General features: G+C 58.8%; 21 protein-coding genes and 2 rRNA genes. 9 read left to right on the plus strand and 14 right to left on the minus strand.

Features of this window, described 5'->3' with window-relative positions:
• Nucleotides 1-6: 6 nt before the first annotated feature.
• Complete coding sequence (locus AC1DWG_RS23195; protein ID WP_477762595.1) at nucleotides 7-480, plus strand: cyclic nucleotide-binding domain-containing protein; 474 nt, start codon at nucleotides 7-9, stop codon at nucleotides 478-480.
• Here AC1DWG_RS23195 and AC1DWG_RS23200 read toward each other — a convergent pair.
• Nucleotides 477-767: a hypothetical protein gene (locus AC1DWG_RS23200; protein WP_477762596.1), complete on the minus strand. Its 291-nt coding sequence runs from the start codon at nucleotides 765-767 to the stop codon at nucleotides 477-479. The genes AC1DWG_RS23195 and AC1DWG_RS23200 overlap by 4 nt on opposite strands.
• Nucleotides 768-862: 95 nt before the next feature.
• Between AC1DWG_RS23200 and AC1DWG_RS23205 the strand changes: the two genes are divergently transcribed.
• The 4 genes from AC1DWG_RS23205 (at nucleotide 863) to AC1DWG_RS23220 (ending at nucleotide 3,051) form a co-directional block, all read left to right on the plus strand.
• Nucleotides 863-1,549: a spermidine synthase gene (locus AC1DWG_RS23205; RefSeq protein ID WP_007898703.1), complete on the plus strand. Its 687-nt coding sequence runs from the start codon at nucleotides 863-865 to the stop codon at nucleotides 1,547-1,549.
• Nucleotides 1,550-1,598: 49 nt separating this feature from the next.
• Nucleotides 1,599-1,970: a YajD family HNH nuclease gene (locus tag AC1DWG_RS23210; RefSeq protein ID WP_007898702.1), complete on the plus strand. Its 372-nt coding sequence runs from the start codon at nucleotides 1,599-1,601 to the stop codon at nucleotides 1,968-1,970.
• Nucleotides 1,971-2,123: 153 nt separating this feature from the next.
• Nucleotides 2,124-2,594 (plus strand): RNA methyltransferase, encoded by a 471-nt coding sequence (locus AC1DWG_RS23215; RefSeq protein WP_007993783.1) that lies wholly within the window; start codon nucleotides 2,124-2,126, stop codon nucleotides 2,592-2,594.
• Nucleotides 2,595-2,673: 79 nt separating this feature from the next.
• Nucleotides 2,674-3,051 carry a YgaP family membrane protein gene (locus AC1DWG_RS23220; protein WP_015096372.1) on the plus strand — a complete coding sequence of 126 codons (378 nt, stop codon included), beginning with the start codon at nucleotides 2,674-2,676 and terminating at the stop codon, nucleotides 3,049-3,051.
• Nucleotides 3,052-3,154: 103 nt separating this feature from the next.
• On the opposite strand, the gene AC1DWG_RS23225 is transcribed toward AC1DWG_RS23220, so the two are convergent.
• Together AC1DWG_RS23225 and AC1DWG_RS23230 are read right to left on the minus strand one after the other, a co-directional pair.
• Nucleotides 3,155-4,384, minus strand: a complete 1,230-nt coding sequence (locus AC1DWG_RS23225; RefSeq protein ID WP_477788397.1) for a hypothetical protein — start codon at nucleotides 4,382-4,384, stop codon at nucleotides 3,155-3,157.
• A gap of 35 nt (nucleotides 4,385-4,419) precedes the next feature.
• Nucleotides 4,420-4,869 (minus strand): YcgN family cysteine cluster protein, encoded by a 450-nt coding sequence (locus tag AC1DWG_RS23230; protein WP_108218518.1) that lies wholly within the window; start codon nucleotides 4,867-4,869, stop codon nucleotides 4,420-4,422.
• A gap of 164 nt (nucleotides 4,870-5,033) precedes the next feature.
• Here AC1DWG_RS23230 and AC1DWG_RS23235 point away from each other — a divergent pair, with 164 nt between their 5' ends.
• Nucleotides 5,034-5,627, plus strand: coding sequence for a nitroreductase family protein (locus AC1DWG_RS23235; RefSeq protein ID WP_007984791.1), 594 nt, complete (start codon nucleotides 5,034-5,036; stop codon nucleotides 5,625-5,627).
• 91 nt (nucleotides 5,628-5,718) lie between these two features.
• Here the strand turns inward: AC1DWG_RS23235 and AC1DWG_RS23240 are convergent, their stop codons facing one another.
• The 6 genes from AC1DWG_RS23240 to AC1DWG_RS23265 form a co-directional block, all read right to left on the minus strand.
• Nucleotides 5,719-6,651: a D-2-hydroxyacid dehydrogenase gene (locus AC1DWG_RS23240; RefSeq protein WP_477762598.1), complete on the minus strand. Its 933-nt coding sequence runs from the start codon at nucleotides 6,649-6,651 to the stop codon at nucleotides 5,719-5,721.
• 119 nt (nucleotides 6,652-6,770) lie between these two features.
• Nucleotides 6,771-7,064, minus strand: coding sequence for a YcgL domain-containing protein (locus AC1DWG_RS23245; protein ID WP_477760744.1), 294 nt, complete (start codon nucleotides 7,062-7,064; stop codon nucleotides 6,771-6,773).
• Entirely contained in the window at nucleotides 7,061-8,194 is a 1,134-nt protein-coding gene (gene rnd, locus AC1DWG_RS23250; protein ID WP_477760743.1) for a ribonuclease D, read from the minus strand. The genes AC1DWG_RS23245 and rnd overlap by 4 nt, the downstream gene beginning before the upstream one ends.
• Nucleotides 8,195-8,317: 123 nt before the next feature.
• Nucleotides 8,318-8,968 (minus strand): class I SAM-dependent methyltransferase, encoded by a 651-nt coding sequence (locus AC1DWG_RS23255; protein WP_477788398.1) that lies wholly within the window; start codon nucleotides 8,966-8,968, stop codon nucleotides 8,318-8,320.
• Nucleotides 8,969-9,040: 72 nt separating this feature from the next.
• On the minus strand, nucleotides 9,041-10,690 hold the full coding sequence (locus tag AC1DWG_RS23260) for a phosphoethanolamine transferase (protein WP_477762599.1): 1,650 nt from the start codon (nucleotides 10,688-10,690) through the stop codon (nucleotides 9,041-9,043).
• A 187-nt stretch (nucleotides 10,691-10,877) separates the two neighbouring features.
• Nucleotides 10,878-12,260 carry a glutamine synthetase family protein gene (locus tag AC1DWG_RS23265; RefSeq protein WP_477762600.1) on the minus strand — a complete coding sequence of 461 codons (1,383 nt, stop codon included), beginning with the start codon at nucleotides 12,258-12,260 and terminating at the stop codon, nucleotides 10,878-10,880.
• A 472-nt stretch (nucleotides 12,261-12,732) separates the two neighbouring features.
• Between AC1DWG_RS23265 and AC1DWG_RS23270 the strand changes: the two genes are divergently transcribed.
• From AC1DWG_RS23270 to AC1DWG_RS23280, 3 genes are all read left to right on the plus strand, one after another.
• The gene (locus tag AC1DWG_RS23270; RefSeq protein ID WP_477788399.1) at nucleotides 12,733-13,917 is read left to right on the plus strand and encodes a cyanate transporter; all 1,185 of its coding nucleotides are present in this window, start codon (nucleotides 12,733-12,735) and stop codon (nucleotides 13,915-13,917) included.
• A 13-nt stretch (nucleotides 13,918-13,930) separates the two neighbouring features.
• The gene (locus AC1DWG_RS23275) at nucleotides 13,931-14,848 is read left to right on the plus strand and encodes a DMT family transporter (RefSeq protein WP_477762602.1); all 918 of its coding nucleotides are present in this window, start codon (nucleotides 13,931-13,933) and stop codon (nucleotides 14,846-14,848) included.
• A 114-nt stretch (nucleotides 14,849-14,962) separates the two neighbouring features.
• Nucleotides 14,963-15,901: a LysR family transcriptional regulator gene (locus AC1DWG_RS23280; RefSeq protein WP_477762603.1), complete on the plus strand. Its 939-nt coding sequence runs from the start codon at nucleotides 14,963-14,965 to the stop codon at nucleotides 15,899-15,901.
• A gap of 3 nt (nucleotides 15,902-15,904) precedes the next feature.
• On the opposite strand, the gene AC1DWG_RS23285 is transcribed toward AC1DWG_RS23280, so the two are convergent.
• From AC1DWG_RS23285 to AC1DWG_RS23305, 5 genes are all read right to left on the minus strand, one after another.
• Entirely contained in the window at nucleotides 15,905-16,267 is a 363-nt protein-coding gene (locus tag AC1DWG_RS23285; protein ID WP_477762604.1) for a 5-carboxymethyl-2-hydroxymuconate Delta-isomerase, read from the minus strand.
• A gap of 60 nt (nucleotides 16,268-16,327) precedes the next feature.
• Nucleotides 16,328-17,251, minus strand: coding sequence for a LysR family transcriptional regulator (locus tag AC1DWG_RS23290; protein WP_477762605.1), 924 nt, complete (start codon nucleotides 17,249-17,251; stop codon nucleotides 16,328-16,330).
• A gap of 134 nt (nucleotides 17,252-17,385) precedes the next feature.
• On the minus strand, nucleotides 17,386-17,577 hold the full coding sequence (locus AC1DWG_RS23295; protein ID WP_477762606.1) for a YegP family protein: 192 nt from the start codon (nucleotides 17,575-17,577) through the stop codon (nucleotides 17,386-17,388).
• Between the two features lie 197 nt (nucleotides 17,578-17,774).
• Nucleotides 17,775-17,890, minus strand: a 5S ribosomal RNA gene (gene rrf, locus AC1DWG_RS23300).
• A 152-nt stretch (nucleotides 17,891-18,042) separates the two neighbouring features.
• Nucleotides 18,043-18,205 (minus strand): 23S ribosomal RNA (locus AC1DWG_RS23305); the annotation flags it as partial.

Consider the following 18,205-nt stretch of genomic DNA (forward strand, 5'->3'; position numbering starts at 1 on the left):
CACGACATGTCAGAACCAACCTTTCTGAACAACGAAATTCGCGACTGGCTGATGGATTGCGGCCTGTTCAATCAACTGCTGCCGGCGGACTTCGTCGCGGCTTCGGGCTACTTCAGTATCAGCACCATTGCCCAGGGCGAGGAGATCTTCCAGGAGGGCGATGCCGGCAGCTTCATGTGCATCATCCACACCGGTCAGGTGGCAGTGCAGAAAACCACCGCCGGCGGGCAACGCGTCACCATCGCCACGTTGCGCAGCGGCCGCTCGTTCGGCGAAATGGCCGTGCTCGACGGCGAACGGCGCTCGGCCAGTTGCGTGGCCGCAAGCAACTGCCAGTTGCTCAACCTGGGCAAGGACTCGCTGGAAAAGATGCTCAACGACGCACCGAAAATCGCCGCCAAGATCATCCGCGCCCTCGCCGTTTCCCTGTCCAAACGCCTGCGCATGGCCGACGGCCAACTGCTTTCACAGCAGGTCTAGCCGCCCGGCGATTTGGCTTTCGGCGGATTGGGCTCCAGGCCCGGTATCGGCTGGTCCTTGGTCGGCGGGCTCGGCATTTCAATCGGCACCAACGGCGGACCGCTACTGCCGGGGCCGACTTTAGGCAAAGGCGCCGGGCTGATTTGCGGGTATGGCGTGGGCGTCGCGGTGCCGGGCGAACCGGGCATCGGCGCGGGGCTGACGGGAATCGATTGCAGCTGTTGAGCCTGCACTGCAGTTATCGAGAGCGCGGCCAGGGCAATGACCGTTAGAATGGTGCGCTTCATCAATGGCTCCGTTGACCTTGTCGTCATAAACAGGCTACTCCGAACTGCGTCTGTTTGCCCTCCCGTGTTCTGCCAATTTTCTTCAAGTGAGCCCCATGAAACGTTTCGTTCTGCTGGACACCACCCCCATTCCTGAAAACGGCGGTGCCCTGTGCCTGTTCGAATACGGCGAGGATTTTGTCATCAAGATCCAGGGGGGCGATGGCGGGCAATTGATGAATACGCGCATGCATGGCTCCGAAGATGCTCTGGCCGAAATCCCGTGTCGCAAAGTCGCCGGTCGACCGAATTCACGGGTGCTCATCGGCGGCCTGGGCATGGGCTTCACCCTCGCTTCGGCGCTCAAGCACTTGGGCAAGACTGCCGAAGTGGTGGTCGCCGAACTGGTTCCCGGTGTCGTTGAGTGGAATCGTGGACCGCTGGGCGAGAAGGCTGGCAATCCGCTGCTCGACCCGCGGACGGTGATTCGCATGGAAGACGTGGCCAAAGTCCTGCAAGCCGAACCCCAGGGTTTCGATGCGATCATGCTCGACGTCGACAACGGCCCCGAAGGCCTGACCCAGAAAGCCAACAGCTGGCTGTACTCCGCCGGTGGCCTCAGTGCCTGCGCCAAGGCCCTGAGACCAAAAGGTGTGCTGGCCGTCTGGTCGGCCAGCGCTGACCGGCAATTTTCCGACAAACTGAAGAAAGCCGGTTTCAAGGCCGAGGAAGTGCAGGTCTTCGCCCATGGCAACAAGGGCACCCGCCACACCATCTGGATTGCCGAGAAGCTCAAGGGCTGAGCTAAACTTCGCTTAATACCGTCATTAGTCATTTTACAAAGGTGAACCCATGAGTTCGTCCACCCCGACCAACACTTCGAAGCTGGATCGCATCCTCGCCGACAACCAGCGCGACAAGGAAATGGGCTACCGCGACAAGGCCCTGAAGATGTATCCGCACGTCTGCGGCCGCTGCGCCCGTGAGTTCTCCGGCAAGCGCCTGAGCGAACTGACGGTGCACCACCGCGACCACAACCACGACAACAACCCGCAGGACGGCTCGAACTGGGAGTTGTTGTGCCTGTACTGCCACGATAACGAACACTCGCGTTATACCGACCAGCAGTATTTCGACGAAGGCTCCCTCAGCACGCCGAAAATCGCCAAGGCCACGCACAATCCGTTTGCGGCGTTGGCGGGATTGATGAAGAAAGAAGATTAAAAGCAAAGATCGCAGCCTGCGGCAGCTCCTACATTCGATGTATACCTTGTAGGAGCTGCCGCAGGCTGCGATCTTTTGATCTTGCCTTTCAACCCCCTCGCTGCCGCCCAATCCCCGTATAATCGCGCTTTTTTCCCGAAAGGCACCCCGCTCGTGGCAGACAAACGGTACAGCTGCATTGGTTTGTATAACCCCAAATCACCGGAGAACGTCGGTTCGGTGATGCGCGCCGCTGGCTGTTATGGCGTGGCGTCGGTGTTCTACACCGGCAAGCGCTATGAGCGCGCCGCCGACTTCGTCACCGATACCAAGCGCGTGCACTACGATATCCCACTGATCGGCATCGACGACCTGAAGAAAATCCTGCCGCTCAACTGTGTGCCGGTCGCCGTGGAACTGGTCGAAGGCGCTCGCCCGTTGCCGGAATACACCCACCCGGATCGCGCGCTCTACATCTTCGGCCCGGAAGACGGATCGCTGGATAAAGAGATTCGCGACTGGTGCGAAGACGTGGTCTACATTCCGACCACCGGTTGCATGAACCTGGCCGCCACGGTCAACGTCGTGCTCTACGACCGCATGTCCAAGGGGCTCAATACCCGCTCCGGGCCAAAATTCCGCTAATCGCCGCACATCCGATTGAACGAGCTGCCCGCCCTGGCTGTCAGCTTGACTATCGATCACCCAAGCCTGGAGACAGACCATGAGCGAACTCAAACGCGTCGAGCGTATCGAATCCACCCCGTTCCAGAGCCCCTCCGAGCAAAACGTGCAGGGCTGGGAACGCATCGGCTCCCTGGCCGGCGGCGTGGTGATGGTGGGCAAGGGCCTGCGGCGTGGCGGGATCTTTGGCCTGATCCAGGTGGCCATCGGCGGCGTGGCCCTGGCGCGCGGCATTACCGGCCACAGTTCGGCGAAAAGCCTGCTGGAGAAAAGCCGTCAGGACATGAACAACGTGCGGGCGAAAATCCAGCGGGCGGGTGAAGAACTGAGCCAGTTGAAGGCCAATGCCGAGGCGGCGACCAAAACCGCGACCGTTACCGGCAATGATTCGCTGAAATCGCCGAAGGCCGGGGTTTGATACAAAAGTTTTGGTGAGGCTGCTGGCCTCTTCGCTGGCAAGCCAGCTCCTACATGCCGTTCACAAAACCGATGTAGGAGCTGGCTTGCCAGCGAAGGCGGATTTACTGAATCAACTCGGTACTCAGTACCTTTGAAGAACCACCGATCACGCTCTCGCTGAGCTGAACAAACGCCTGGGTATCGATATTCCCCAGCTGCATCGCCCCGCGCAACACGTCGTCCAGCGACCGCTTGTTGTGGGTTTTCAGGCGAATCTCGCGATCCAGTTCCTGCAGCAACACCACTGCCCTGGTCACCTGCGCCGGGCTGATCTGTTCACCGCGCAGCGTGGTGACTTTCTGGCTGCTCTTGACCAGTCTGCCGTGCACGCTCTCGTAGCGTTCATCGCTCATGCCGCCGGCCCGGCGCATCAGTTCGATGGCGTAATACTCGGCAAAGCCTTCGCTGATCCAGTCACTGCGCTGGGTGCCGTTGATCCGCCCGAACATCTGGGCCAACTCACGGACCAGCGCACTGGAGCCGCTCTCGCTGACCAACGGCAGGTGACTGTTCAGATAGATCGACTCGTGCGCCGACTGGCTGCCACGCCACATCGGATCATTGGCCCCGACGATCAGCAGTTTGCCAGGGTGTCGCGGGTACAGCGCCTGCACTTGCGGCCAGACGAAGCTCAGCAAGGTCAGTACATCCATACGGCGCATACCCTGCCCCAGCGGCGAGGTGACGGTGACTTCGGTCTCGCCCAGACGAGTACGGCGGCTGCCAAGCTGGCCGGCGAGCATCCAGCCCGTGGGCCGGTCGAACAGTCGGGAAGGATTATCGATACGGAATTTGTTCTGGCCAATCCGTGGCCACGCGGTTTCAACGCTTTTCCAGTCACCGGGCAGCTCGAATTCAAGGCGTGAAACCAGTTCGATGCCATCCTGTTGATCGAGTCTGGCAGCCGGCACCAGATCGTCGCCGCGCATCAACACCCAGTTTGGCGTCATGCGCGCGTCGAAGCTGCCGCTCTTGCGCCCGTGGCTGATATTCACACGGTAAATCAGGCTGGCCTTGTCGGCAGTCGGACGCCAGATACCGCGCGCCGCTTTGCCAGGGGTCAGTTGCCATTGGCCGTCGGCCTTGAAATCGCTGTAGTGGCTGCCGTCGCCGAGGTCGAAATCCAGGCTGCGCACCGCCGAACCCTGGGCGAGCGTCAGGCGCACTTCGGCCTGATCGCTCTGGGGCAACAGGTGTACGTGATAATCCAGATTGACTTTGTTCGCTGCCCATACGGGTGAATTCACGACCAGTAGTCCAACGACCCACGCCTGCCGCCATCCCACAGCCATACACACTCCTTCGTGAAACGTTATACGTTCGGCCGTCAGCCCGCGCGGAAAATCAGGTGATCTTCCCAATCATCTTCCGGCACGCTGCCTTCGGCGAGCATGCGCCCGGACTGGGAAATCCGCTCGTGATGCACAGCATCGCGATCACCGCACACCAGGTGATGCCACAATGGAAGGTCCTTGCCTTCGCTGACCAGGCGATAGCCACAGGTCGGCGGCAGCCATTTGAATTCGTCGGCCTTGCCCGGCGTGAGCTGGATACAGTCCGGCACAGAGTCACGACGGTTGGGATAGTCCGTGCACTGGCAGGTTTTCAGGTCCAGCAATTTGCAGGCGATGCGCGTGTAATAAACGCTGTTGTCGTCTTCGTCTTCAAGCTTTTGCAGGCAGCACAATCCACAGCCGTCGCACAGCGACTCCCATTCCTCCCGATCGAGTTGATCAAGGGTTTTGCGTATCCAGAACGGTTCTACTTTGGCGGCCATGGTTCGAGCATCGACATCAGGTGGTGAAAAGGCAGCCAGTCTAGTGCCCGAAAGCCCGCGGGCCAAGCATTGGCGACTGTCGGTAGAACGGGCTTGTCAGATTTTGCGCTGCCAAGTAGGGTTTTGCGTCGCTCCCACTTTCAAACGTAGCAAGGAATCTCTTGATGAGTGCCAACCCACGCGTTGCCGATTACGCCATTCACCCTCAGTTCACCGATCGCTGGTCGCCCCGCGCCTTCACTGGCGAAACGATTCCAGAGGAAACCCTGCTGAGCTTCTTCGAAGCCGCCCGCTGGGCACCCTCGGCCTACAACTCGCAACCCTGGCGCTTCCTATACGCACGTCGCGACACGCCGAACTGGGAGCGCTACCTGGGCCTGCTGAACGAATTCAACCGCAGCTGGGCGCAACATGCTTCGGCCCTGGTGATCGTGATCTCGAAAACCACCTTCGCCGTGCCTGGCGCCACCGAAGAAACCCCGGCCCTGTGGCACACCTTCGACACCGGTTCCGCCTGGGGTCACCTGGCCTTGCAAGCGAGCCTGAGCGGTTGGCACACCCACGGCATGGCCGGTTTCGACCAGGAACTGACCCGCAAGGAGCTGAACATTCCTGAAGGCTACGCCCTGCACGCCGCCGTCGCGGTGGGCAAGCTTGGGGACAAGGCAAGCCTGGCGGATTACCTGCAAGCCCGTGAAGAACCCAGCCCGCGTCGTCCATTGAGCGAGTTGGCGGCTGAAGGTGATTTCACCCTCTAACAGCAAAAGATCGCAGCCTGCGGCAGCTCCTACAGGAGTTCACATAATCCTGTAGGAGCTGCCGCAGGCTGCGATCTTTTTTCGCTGCGCCTCAATACCCGCGATCGAAATCCACTTCCCCGCGCAACGCCTCTCCCGCCTGATACGCCCGCAGGTTCTCGACAAACAGCTTCACCATCATCGAAGGCGAAGTCGGTGCCGAGCTGTGGCCGGTCAGCAGCAGGCCCCAGGCTGTCCAGAATGGATGACGCTGGGGTAACGGCTCCTGACGGCACACGTCGATCACCGCACCCGCCAGATGCCCTTCCTTCAAGGCATCCACCAGATCCGCATCGACCACCGCCACACCGCGCCCGGCGTTGATGAACAACCCGGTCGGCTTGAATTGCTTGAACAGCGTCGCGTCGTAGATATCGTGGGTGTCCGGCGTGTTCGGCAAAAGATTGACCACGTAATCGACTTCACCGACCAGCCGCGGCAAATCCGCCATTGATCCGACTTCGATAAACGGCGCCTGTTCCCGCGCGCTGCTGGCAACGCCATACAACTCGACGCCGAACGGCACGAGGAACTGCGCGACACTTTGACCGATATCACCCGTGCCGACGATCAACACCTTGCGCCCCGCCAGGCTCTGGCCATGGCGGCTGTCCCACTTGCGCTCGACCTGGCTGACCAGTCGCGCCAGCACTTCACGTTCGTGACCGAGCATATACGTGAGCACATACTCGGCCATGACCTGTCCGAAGATGCCGACGGCACGGGTCAGCCGATAGTGCCGCGGCAAGCCATCGGCCAGCAGCGGCGTGATGCCGGCCCAGGTCGATTGCAGCCATTGCGGTTGATGGCCCTGGCGTAACAGGGTCGCCAGCAAATCTGGCTGGCCGAGCCACACCGGACAATCGGCGGCCTGGCTGGCCAGTTCGGCGGAATCACCGCTGGTCAGCACCTCCAGGTCCGGTGCCGCCTCGCGTAACAGTTGGGCGTACACGGGGTGGTCGTGTTCAGCAATCAGGACGCGCATGCTTCAAACCTTTCAAAAACGGTACAGACGGCCGCCGACAGAGCGGTGCTCCGTCGATGCTGCCATCGCAAAAATCAATCAGTGTTTCATAACCACTCTGAACAGAGCCTGTCTGCCGCTCACACCGGATCGTTGCGACGCAACAATTCTTCCGGCAAGTGCTCGATGTACTCGTCTTCGGCAGGCGGCATTTGCAGGTGATAACCCTGTTTGTCGAGGTTTTCCAGCACGACCGTGATGTCCTCGCGCGACAGTTTGCGCTCGGGGCTCAGCACCAGATCGAACGCGTGGATGGCCTTGCCGAAGGCTGCCATCAGGGGATCCGGCACACGTTCCAGAGCATCGCTCTTGAGCACATACAGGTACATTTCGTTTTTCTTCGAGCTGCGGTAGATGGAACAAATACGTTTCAAGGCTGTTCTCCGGCGGTGGCCAGGCTGTCGAGCAGCGCCTGGCCCATCAATTCGCGGCGCCAGCCACGCAGCGAATCAGGCAATTGGTAGGGACCATTGGGAAAGCCGCTCTTGAGCAGCGCTTCCAGGGTTTTCTTGCGCAGCATCAGTTCCGGCGCAATGTTCAGGCGCTCGGCTTCGGCCTGGCCGATGGCTTTCATCTGTTTGAGTAGCACGGCAGCGTCCACCGGCAATGGCTCAGGCACGGCTGGTGGCCATTGATCAGGCGACACACTGCCAGAGCGCTTGATCAGATCAAGCAGAAACTCGCCGTCCTGACGCACGGTACGCGGGTGCATGTCTTCGATTTTCGCCAAGGCACCGAGGTTATCCGGTTGCGTACGCGCCAGCGGCCACAACGAATGCTCGCGGATAATCCGGTTGCGCGGCAGGTCACGCGCGCGGGCTTCCTTTTCGCGCCAGGCGCAGAGCTCACGCAAAACGGCGAGTTGGGCGCGAGACAGCTTCCAGGCCAGCTTGGCATCGCGATAGACCTCGTACGGATCGATCTCGCGGCGCAGGTTGGCCACCAGTTCGGCGCCGTCTTCCAGGACCCAGGCGTACTTCTCGTCAGACAGCTTTGGCCGCAGCTTTACGAAGACTTCAGCCAGGTGCACGGCATCTTCGGCGGCATAGCTGATCTGTGTTTCGGAAAGCGGACGTTGCAACCAGTCGGAACGGGTTTCACCCTTGGGCAAGTCGATGCCGAGCACTTCCTGCACCAGCCGCGAATAACCCATGGAAAAACCGAGGTTCTGGTAAGCGGCAGCCAACTGCGTATCGAACAGTGGCGCCGGCAGGCTGCCGGTCAGGCGTAGCAAGACTTCGAGGTCTTCGCTGCACGCGTGGACAACTTTGACCACGGCCGGGTTTTCCAGCAGCGCGGCCAGTGGTTGCCAGTTATCGATGGTCAGTGGATCAATCAGGTAGGCGCGTTCGCCATCGCCGACCTGCAGCAGGCCGGCGATCGGGTAGAAGGTGTCGACCCGCATGAATTCGGTGTCGAGGGCAACGAATGGCAACTGCTGCCACTCGGCACACAACCGTCCGAGGCTATCGTTGTCGCGAATCCAGTGAATATCGATGGCCACACGGCTCTCCCTTGAAGAATGGCGCGCAGTATATATCGCCCCCGGCGATTTCCGCGCATCCACTGAACAAGAGCGTTAGCGAAAATTACTGCGTGACATACAGAATAGTCCGACAACGTCGGGCTAGCTGGTCTTACCCAGCACGTAGATCCGCATCCGCGCGCAACCCGGCAAAAGGTCCTGATGGCTCAACAAGCGGAATCCCGCCTGCCTGAACTCGCTTTCCACCTCGGCTTTGCTCGGCAACGGCCCTTCCACGCCTGAACGCGCGCCCCTGAAACGACCGTCGAGGCGCACCGCGACAATCACCGTATCGCGACTGACCCGGTAAAACTCGCCCAGCATCGCCAGACGATGTTCCGGGTTGGTGAGGTGCTGAAACAGTTGCATGCAAAAAATGCAGTCAACCGCGTTCTCCGACAAGCCAATCGAGAACGCCGAGCTTTGAAAGGTCTTGATCCGCTTCAACAAACTCTGAGGGTGATGGGTGCGGGCGTGATCAAGGATGTCTTGAGATGGATCTGTCGCGAGAATCACCCGATTCGCATGCTCGGCCAGCACCGACCAGAAACGCCCCACACCGCAGGCCACATCCAGGATCAGGCCCGGCTCGCCGGCGACCTTGAGCGCATTGCGCACCAGACGCTCCTCACGCCAGAGCGCCAGACGCCCGGCCAGACCCGGCGCTTGCGGCTGAAGGCAGACGCGCGCGTGCTCCTGGTCGTAGCGCCGGGCAATCTCAAGCTCGATGGCGGATGGAGGCTGAGCGGACATGTGCAATGGCTCTTGATGAAAGTTCTACAGGCCGCAAGTCAGCGGCCGCCGTGTGAAACAAAACCTGTGCACTCAATCTTTGGCCAACACACCGTTGACCACTGGACCACGACATCCGGCAAACATGTCCAGATCCTGGTTGTAGACCTTGCTGTTGACTTCCAGCAGGCCAAGCATCGAATGGAACAAGTTGTCCTGGCTCAGGGGCTTTTCACGATTCTGTTGCAGGCAACGGGTATCTACCGCAAACGACTTTTTATAGCTGTCGGAGAACCACGCAAACATGGCTACATGCTTTTGCTGCTCGGGTGCCAGCATGTAAGGCGTGCCGTGGAGGAACAAGTTGTATTCACCCAGGGACTCGCCGTGGTCCGACAGATACAGCATCGCGGTATCCACTTTGTCCTGGTTACTGCGCAACAGATCGATCAAGGTCGACAGTACATGGTCGGTATATACCAGGGTGTTGTCGTAGCCGTTGACGATACTTTCGCGACTGCAATTGTTCAGGGCATTACTCTCGCAAACCGGGGTGAAGCGCTCGAACTCTTTCGGATAACGCTTGAAGTACTCCGGACCGTGGCTACCCATCTGGTGCAATACCAATACTGTGTCCTTGTCCAGGGTATCGATGAAATGTTGCAGACCCTGCAGCAGGATTTCATCGCGGCATTCACTGTTGGCGCACAGCGCCGGATCTTTCAGATTGCTGACGTCCTGAATGGTGACGCGATCGCACGTACCTTTGCAGCCTGACTGGTTGTCACGCCAGATCACGTCGAGACCCGCATGCTTGAGCACATCCAGCAGGCCTTCTTCGTTCTTTGCCTTGCTGGCGTTGTAGTCCTTGCGCCCCATATTGGAGAACATGCAAGGCACCGATACGGCGGTTTCAGTCCCGCAGGAATGCACATCGGTGAAGGCGATCAGGCCGTCTTCCTTACTCAGTTTCGGCGTGGTGTCACGGCTATAGCCAAGGATGCCGAAGTTCTCCGCCCGGGCACTTTCACCCACGACAAGAACCGTCAGGGATTTACGCCCATGCGTCTGCCAGGCCGGATTGCGCTGGGCATCTTCACCGATTTTGACAAAGGGTTGCCGTGCAGTTGCTACTTTCTCGCGCAAGAAACCAGCCGAGGCACCAATGTAGTTGCTTGGCACCACCATCAGGCGCAACTCGTGGTGATTGCGAAACAGCGAAGACAGACCTTGATAGTTAACCAGTGCAACACCACCAATGACCGCTGCCGAGGCAAAAGTCACCAAAACTTTACTGAGTAGTTCACGGTGCCAGCGACGATAATTAACCGGTGTCTTCCACAACAGCCAAGACGGTAAAACACCGAGCAGCACAATAAAAACAAACAACTTTGGCGACAGTAAGTCGCGCACTTCCGTAGCATTGGTCTCAGCGAAGTTACGCAACATGCCGGTGTCGATCAGAACACCATACTGGCTCATGAAATACGCCACACCCGCACTGATCATGAACAGCAGGGTCAGGACCGGCTTGAGCACCGGCCGGAATGCCAGCAGGGTCAGCACAATGTTGAAGGCCGCGAAGATCATCACCCCAAAGGCCACACGCATGACGATGCCTTTGCCGTCGGATGCGGTGATTTCGAACAGGTGCTGCCAGAGTACAAAATTGAAGCCAACTAACAAAAATGCGCTGGCAATCAGTGTCACCCATTCGGGGCGCACGGCTTTAATCTTAAGCATGAGATTCGGCGGGTCCTGAAAAAGTGTCTTCGGCAAATGTGAAAATTTCATTTACCGAGACAGCTCTAATTTTAGATAGCCAACCATCAATTTTTCGTGAAAAAGAAGCCAACAATCAGTTGGCTTATAAACCAGCCTGATACTTCCAGACTATTTGAGAATGGTTCAGCTCCGGTACAGCTTCGACTCAAGCCTGATGCAAATACCAGCGCCAGTCCTGCTCACCGACCTCCCCCATGAATTGGCGATATTCGGCGCGTTTCACCGCCAGGTAGACACTGAGGAATTCCCCGCCGAAGGCTTCTTTGGCCCAACTCGAACCTTCCAGCGATCGCAAGGTGGTCAGCCAGTCTGTCGGCAACAGTCTCGCAGCCTGGGCGTAGCCGTTGCCTTCCACCGGCGCACCAGGGTCGAGTTGTTCGCGGATACCGCGATGAATACCGGCCAGAATCGCCGCAGCCGCCAGATAAGGATTGGCATCTGCGCCACAGATCCTATGTTCGATGTGCCGGGAATATGCCGGCCCGCCCGGTACGCGCAAACTCACGGTGCGATTGTCCACGCCCCAGGTGGCCGCCAGTGGCGCATAGCTGTTGGCCTGGAATCGACGGTAGGAGTTGGCGTTGGGGCAGAACAGCAAGAGCGAATCGAGCAAGGTACTGAGCATGCCTGCGACGGCCTGCTTGAGCAGTGGCGTTCCATCCGGGGCTTCGCTGGCGAAAAGGTTGTTGCCATCCTTGTCCGCCAGGCTCACGTGCATGTGCATCCCGGTGCCGGCCAGGTCATCGAAAGGCTTGGCCATGAAACAGGCTGTCATGCCGTGCTTGTGCGCCACCCCCTTGACCAGACGCTTGTAGCGCACCGCTTCATCCATCGCCTGTAGCGCGTCGGTGCGATGTTCGAGGGTGATTTCCACTTGCCCCGGCGCGTATTCGGAAATGGCCGTGCGCGCTGGAATCCCCTGGAGCTTGCAGGCGTTATAGAGATCGGCCAGGAACGGTTCGATCTGCTCAAGCTCGCGCAAACCATAGACCTGAGTGCCGCGCGGACGCCCGCCATCGACATCCCGTGCCGGTTGTGGCCGGCCATTGCTGTCGCGTTGCTGATCCAGCAGGTAGAACTCCAGTTCCGCTGCCATGACCGGGTAATAGCCGTCAGCCTGTAAACCTTCGACGACTTTCGCCAGTAAATGACGAGGATCGGCAATAGTGGCGGGCATTCCCTCCGTCGGATGCATGCTGACCTGCACGGCCGCCGTCGGTATCAGACGCCACGGCATGCGCGTGAGACTGCCGCTGATCGGGTAGGCCCGGCAGTCGATATCACCCACATCCCAGACCAGCCCGGAGTTCTCCACGTCATCGCCATTGATGGTCAGGCCGAGGATGGTGCTCGGCAATGGCCGTCCGCTTTCATACACCGCCAGCAACTCGTCACGATGCAGCAGCTTGCCCCGCGGTACTCCGTTGTTGTCGAGGATGAACAGTTCGAACATTTCAATGTCCGGGTTCTGCTCCAGAAATGTCTGGGCTTCAAGCCTGGTGGCAAACGAGGTCGTGGCACAACTCATGGGAATTCTCTTTTTCCGTGTCAGACGGGTACGCAAAAGCACCCGCACTTTAATCCCGGCATCAAGCGGAATAGGTAGGAACAATCAGCGGAAAAAGCAGGAATCCGGCGGGCGCGCATGGCGGCAATGCCACAGCGCCCAGAAGGCCAGTTCAGAAGGAAGTGCAGAGAGGTTTGGCGCAGTGGCGGGCGTGAATCGACGAAGAAGGCTCGACGCTCGAGCGTCGATGGATGCCTTGAAGTGGATTACGACTGGCCAACCGTCCATAGAGAGAACCGCAGAAAACAGATGACCCGCAGCGTCACACGATGGGTTGAGTCGTTAAATCGGGATTTGAAGAACCTTGGATAAGGCCTGACTAAACATTTGGCTGCGACTTATATTTAATTTCTAAATACTTCGTCGGAATTTCTGATTTGCCGCCTCCAGGCCTCGCGCGCCTAATCGGAACCCTACTGTTCAAGGTCCGATCATGGAAAACACCCGAGCCACTTCCCGCCCTGCCCTCTGGTTCATGTTCAGCATTGTCCTGGTTGCCCTGAACCTGCGCCCTTCCATGGCCGCGGTAGGGCCTCTGCTCTCGGCGATTCGCGACAACATTGCGCTGAGCTTCAGCCAGGCTTCACTGCTGACCATGTTGCCAGTGACGGCCATGGGACTGGCGATGTTTGTCGGCCTGCACGTCAGCCAGCGATTCGGCGACCAGCGCACGGTGGTGTTCTCGTTGCTGATCATCGGCGTGGCCACGCTTTCGCGGTTGCTCCTTGATTCAGCTGCGGAGCTGCTTCTCAGCGCGGTACTGGCAGGTATCGGGATAGCCCTGATCCAGGCGCTGATGCCAGCGCTGATCAAATCCCGCTTCAGCGACAATGTCGCCCTGTGTATGGGACTCTACGTCACGTCGATCATGGGCGGTGCCGCCATGGGTGCTTCCTTTGCGCCACTGGTGATGGAACGTACCGGCAGCTGGCGTATGGGCCTGGCGATCTGGGCGATTCTCGCCGTGCTGGCATTGCTGCTCTGGGGTACCCAACGGGCGGAGATGCCGACACGGGATTCAAAGGCTTCCAGTAATGGTTCGTTCTTCGCCAATTCCCGCGCGTGGTTACTCGCGATCTTCTTTGGCCTGTGCACTGCGTCCTACACCTGTGTCCTGGCCTGGCTGGCGCCGTACTACGTGGAAAAGGGCTGGAGCGAGCAGCACGCCGGATTGCTGCTCGGATTTCTGACCGCCATGGAAGTGCTGTCGGGCCTGCTGACGCCCGTCATCGCCAATCGCAGCCGCGACCGCCGTGTCGTGCTGATGGTATTGCTTGTACTGATCATCGCCGGTTTCTGCGGATTGATTCTGAGCCCACAACATTTGAGCTTGATGTGGCCATGCCTGCTGGGGCTGGGCATTGGCGGCCTGTTCCCGATGAGCCTGATCGTATCGCTGGATCACCTGGACAATCCCTTGCGCGCTGGTGGCCTGACCGCCTTCGTTCAAGGCATTGGCTACTTGATCGCCGGCCTGTCGCCGCTGCTGGCGGGGATCATCCGCGACCGGCTCGGCAGCTTTGAATGGGCCTGGTGGTCGCTGACAGCGGTCATGGCACTGATGATGTTGATGGTTTTTCGCTTCAACCCAAGACACTACACCCGCCACATCCATTGATCCGGAGCCTGCCATGAAAACCATCGGTTTCGCCGCCGCTCACGCCAGCATGCTGCTTTGGGCCTTGTTGATCGCCGCGTCGTTTTCCGCGGCGGCGCAAGTCAGCCAGGCCATCGACCCGATCCTGCTGACCGGTTTGCGCCTGCTGTTTTGTGCCTTGGTGTTTCTGCCGCTGTTGCTGTTAAAAGGCGATGCGATCATGACCGCTCGTGGGCTGCTCGGTCACGCGGTGCTCGGCCTGCTGCTGGCGCTGTACTTCGGCTCGCTGTTCGAAGCATTGCGCTACACCTCGGCCGTCAATACCGGGACGATGTTTACGCTGGTGCCGCTGATGACCCTGGGTTTCGAAGCCGTGCTGACACCTGACGGCAGCCTGAAACAACGGATTGTGCCGATGCTGCTCGCCGCTGCCGGGGCGGTTTTGCTGATAATGAAAGGCACCGGCCCCGACGAATTGCCATCGCCGTATGCATTGACGGTGTACGGCGTCGGTTGCCTGGCGATGGCACTCTACGCCCCTCTCAGCCAGCGCCTGAAAGCCAACAGCCTCAAGGGGCGTGGGCCGGTGCCCATGACGTTCTGGAACATGCTGTTCGGTGCGCTGTTTCTGCTGGTGTTCTGTGGATTCAGTGGCGGTTGGCGCTCGGCATCATTACTGACGCTCAACGATTTCTATTGGCTGATGTACCTGGCGGTATTCGCCACCCTGGCGACGTTTTGGCTGCTGCATCGGGCCATCGGCGTGATCGCGCCGTCCTCGGTGATTTCCTACATCTACCTGAGTACGCTGTTCATCACCCTGTTTCACTGGCTGTGGGGGCGCCAGACGCCGCTGCCGCTGGAAATGGCCGGCGCGGTGCTGGTCGGCCTCGGCATGTTCGCGCTGTTGATGTCCAGCCGCCGCGCCGTGTCGGCGATGGTCCAGGGCTGACACGGGCCTGGGCGAAACGTCCTGCAAGGCATTCTCCCTGCTCGCTCATTCCGCTAGGATCTTTCGCTCATCCTTGCGCACGGTCAGTGCAAGGGACGCAGCGAGACGCAATGGATGCTGAACAGTAATTCGCTTAGAAAACTCGACATGCAGGACCTCATGGTGTTCGTCGCCGTGTACGAGCAAAACAGCGTCACCGGCGTATCCGAGACGCTTTGCGTCAGCCAGTCCACGGTGAGTTACTGCCTGAAAAAACTGCGCACCTGTTTCGGGGACGAATTGTTCATCAATACCCGCACCGGTGGCATGCAGCCCACCTGCAAGGCCGGCACGATGTACCCTCACGTGCTGAAAGTCCTGGAAAGCATCAACCTGTGTCACGCCGGCCCACCCACGTTCGACCCCGGGCTGAAACCCGTGACCTTCAACATCTGCGCACCGGAATATTTCGAACAGTTGATCCTGCCGCGCCTGCTGAAACGCTTCGACCTCGCCGATCTTCCAGTGATGGTCAATGTGTTCAAACTCGAAGCCGATATCCCTGCCGAAGCGTTGCGCGAAGGCAGCCTCGACCTGGTGATGTGCTTCGGCCCGCACTTTCATCGCAGTCACATCGACTTCAAATCCCGGACGCTGCTCGAAGACGATCTGGTGTGTGTTTTCGACAAACGCGCCACGCCGGCGGAACCGCGCTTGAGTCTGCAAACCTATGTCGAACGTCGACACGTGTTCCCGACACCCTGGACGTCCGCCACCAACATGGTCGACGGCTGGCTTGCGCAGCAAGGACAACAGCGCCAGATCGTCGCACGCGCCAACAGCTACAGTGCAGCGCTGAAACTGATTACCGGCACCGACTATGCCCTGACCCTGCCCCGGCGCATCCAGCAACTTCTGGCCAACACAGACACTTTCAATCACTGTGAAGCGCCCGAAGGCTTGCCGGGTTTCACCCTCGACATGCAGTGGAGCCAGGACGCGGATCAGGACAGCGCCAACACCTGGCTACGAGCGCAGGTGATCCAGGCCGGCGTCGAGCAGGCAACGGCCTGATATTCAGTTGCTGATGGCGGTCTTGCTGTAGGAATCGCGATCGATGTCAAGAGTCTCCACGCACAGCTGGACTTCAACGCCAGTCGGCCACTCACAAAGCTCCTGCACCACCGCCAGCAGGCTTTCAGACAGTTGCTTCTTGATCTCTGCGGAACGACCACTCAACAGCGCCAGTTTCACATGCACGAACGCCCGCTCGGCCAGTACCGTACCGACCCTGAACGTATCGACCTTGACCGCGCGGCTCTTGATGTCGAATTCGGCAAACTGACCGGAACCCACCAGCGTATTGTTCAACCGCATCAATGCCACATCGGCATTCAGATCAGTCAGGTTGGCGGTGTATTCCATGTGCAGGTGAGGCATGAGTCAGATCCTGTAAGTAGTTGGGCAGGTCGTACATATAACACAGCGTCGCCCTGTTCATTAGGGCAGTGGCAAAACGGCACGTTCACTCATGAACGCTTCCAGGCGCGAGCGTAACCAGCGCTCGGCAGGGTCGGTATCGACATGACTGAGCCAGACCATGGACAGGTCCAGAGTCGGCGTCTTGATCGGAAAGGGCTCCTTGAACAGCATTCCCGATGCAGCCATCGCCTCGGCGGTGTAATCCGGCAGACTGGCAATCAGGTCCGTCCCGGCGAGCAAGGCTGGCAACGCACTGTATTGCGGTACCGAGAGCACTACCTGGCGCGTGCGACCGATATCTGCCAGCCACTCGTCGGCATAGCCACTGACGTTGGCGGTATGGGACACCAGCACGTGTGGTCGCGCGCAATATTCATCGAGGGTCAGCGGTGTGTCGGAGGCATCGGCGCGCAATATGCTGGGATGGATGTGCCGCAGCAACTTGCGCTTGGCATTGGCCGGCAAGCCACGGGTCTGGCTGATACCCACCGTGATATCACCAGACGCCAGCAAGTCGGGAATTCGCCAGTAATCGACATGCTGCACCACAAACACCACGTTGGGCGCTTCCTGGCGCAAGACTCGCAGCAATGGCGGCAACAGGCCAAACTCGACATCGTCGGACAGACCGATGCGGAACGTCATCGTACTGCTGGCCGGATCGAAATCATGGGTCAGACTCAAGGCCACGGACAAGGAGTCCAGCGCCGGCGACAGATGCTTGATGATCTCCTCTGCCCGCGCTGTCGGTTCCATGCGATGGCCGACGCGTATGAACAGCGGATCATTGAACATTGCACGCAAGCGGTTGAGCGCCGAACTGATGGTCGGCTGACCGAGAAACAGCTTCTCCGCCACCCGAGTGACATTACGCTCGAGCATCAGTGTTTCGAATACCACCATCAGGTTGATATCCGCCTTGCGTAGTTCGTTGCGATTCATCCACTGCCCCCGATCTCCAAATCTGCTGACAGTTTAGGTAGCTGGCGCGACTGCCGTCTATCCGACTCAGGTCCAACAGCCTGACGCGGGTTGAAACGAAGCTGCCCTGAACGAGCAACTTCATCATCCTCAAACTACATTTCCTTGATCGGGGTCTGGTCGCAGGTCCCCTTGATCAAACTGATTGCATGCAGGCAATCAGCCTTGTTGACGTAAGCCTCCCCGCTGGCAATCGTTTCATGATTGCCAGCCCTCAACCGCCAACGCCATTGGCCCTTGCCAGTCAGGACGGTGCCGCGGATTTGCCTGTAAATCTCAAAATACATTGCTCGCTCCTTGCGATTGCTGGTGACTGCAGATCAGTGGTCTGCGAAACCAGAGTAAAGGAGGAGTTTCCAGGGCGATTACTTTCAATGTCAGGGGATATTTCGCACTGGCACCCCTGAATAACCGTGTGCAATTTTTCCCGCGGACAAAAACAAAACCCCTACCTGCAGACGCAGATAGGGGTTTTGGAATTTAATCTTGACGATGACCTACTCTCACATGGGGAAACCCCACACTACCATCGGCGATGCATCGTTTCACTGCTGAGTTCGGGATGGGATCAGGTGGTTCCAATGCTCTATGGTCGTCAAGAAATTCGGGTACCGAAGCGTCTTTCGACGTTTCAGTAAATTGGGTATGTGATAGCTTTCGGTGTTTTGTGAGCGTCGAACTTTCGGTCCATTTTCGTCTTCACACACCGCAATCTGATGCTCTTTCGAGTAGTCAAATTGCTTGGGTGTTATATGGTCAAGCCTCACGGGCAATTAGTATTGGTTAGCTCAACGCCTCACAGCGCTTACACACCCAACCTATCAACGTCGTAGTCTTCGACGGCCCTTCAGGGGACTCAAGGTCCCAGTGAGATCTCATCTTGAGGCAAGTTTCCCGCTTAGATGCTTTCAGCGG

It is taken from the genome of Pseudomonas sp. P4_B3 (assembly GCF_056402295.1).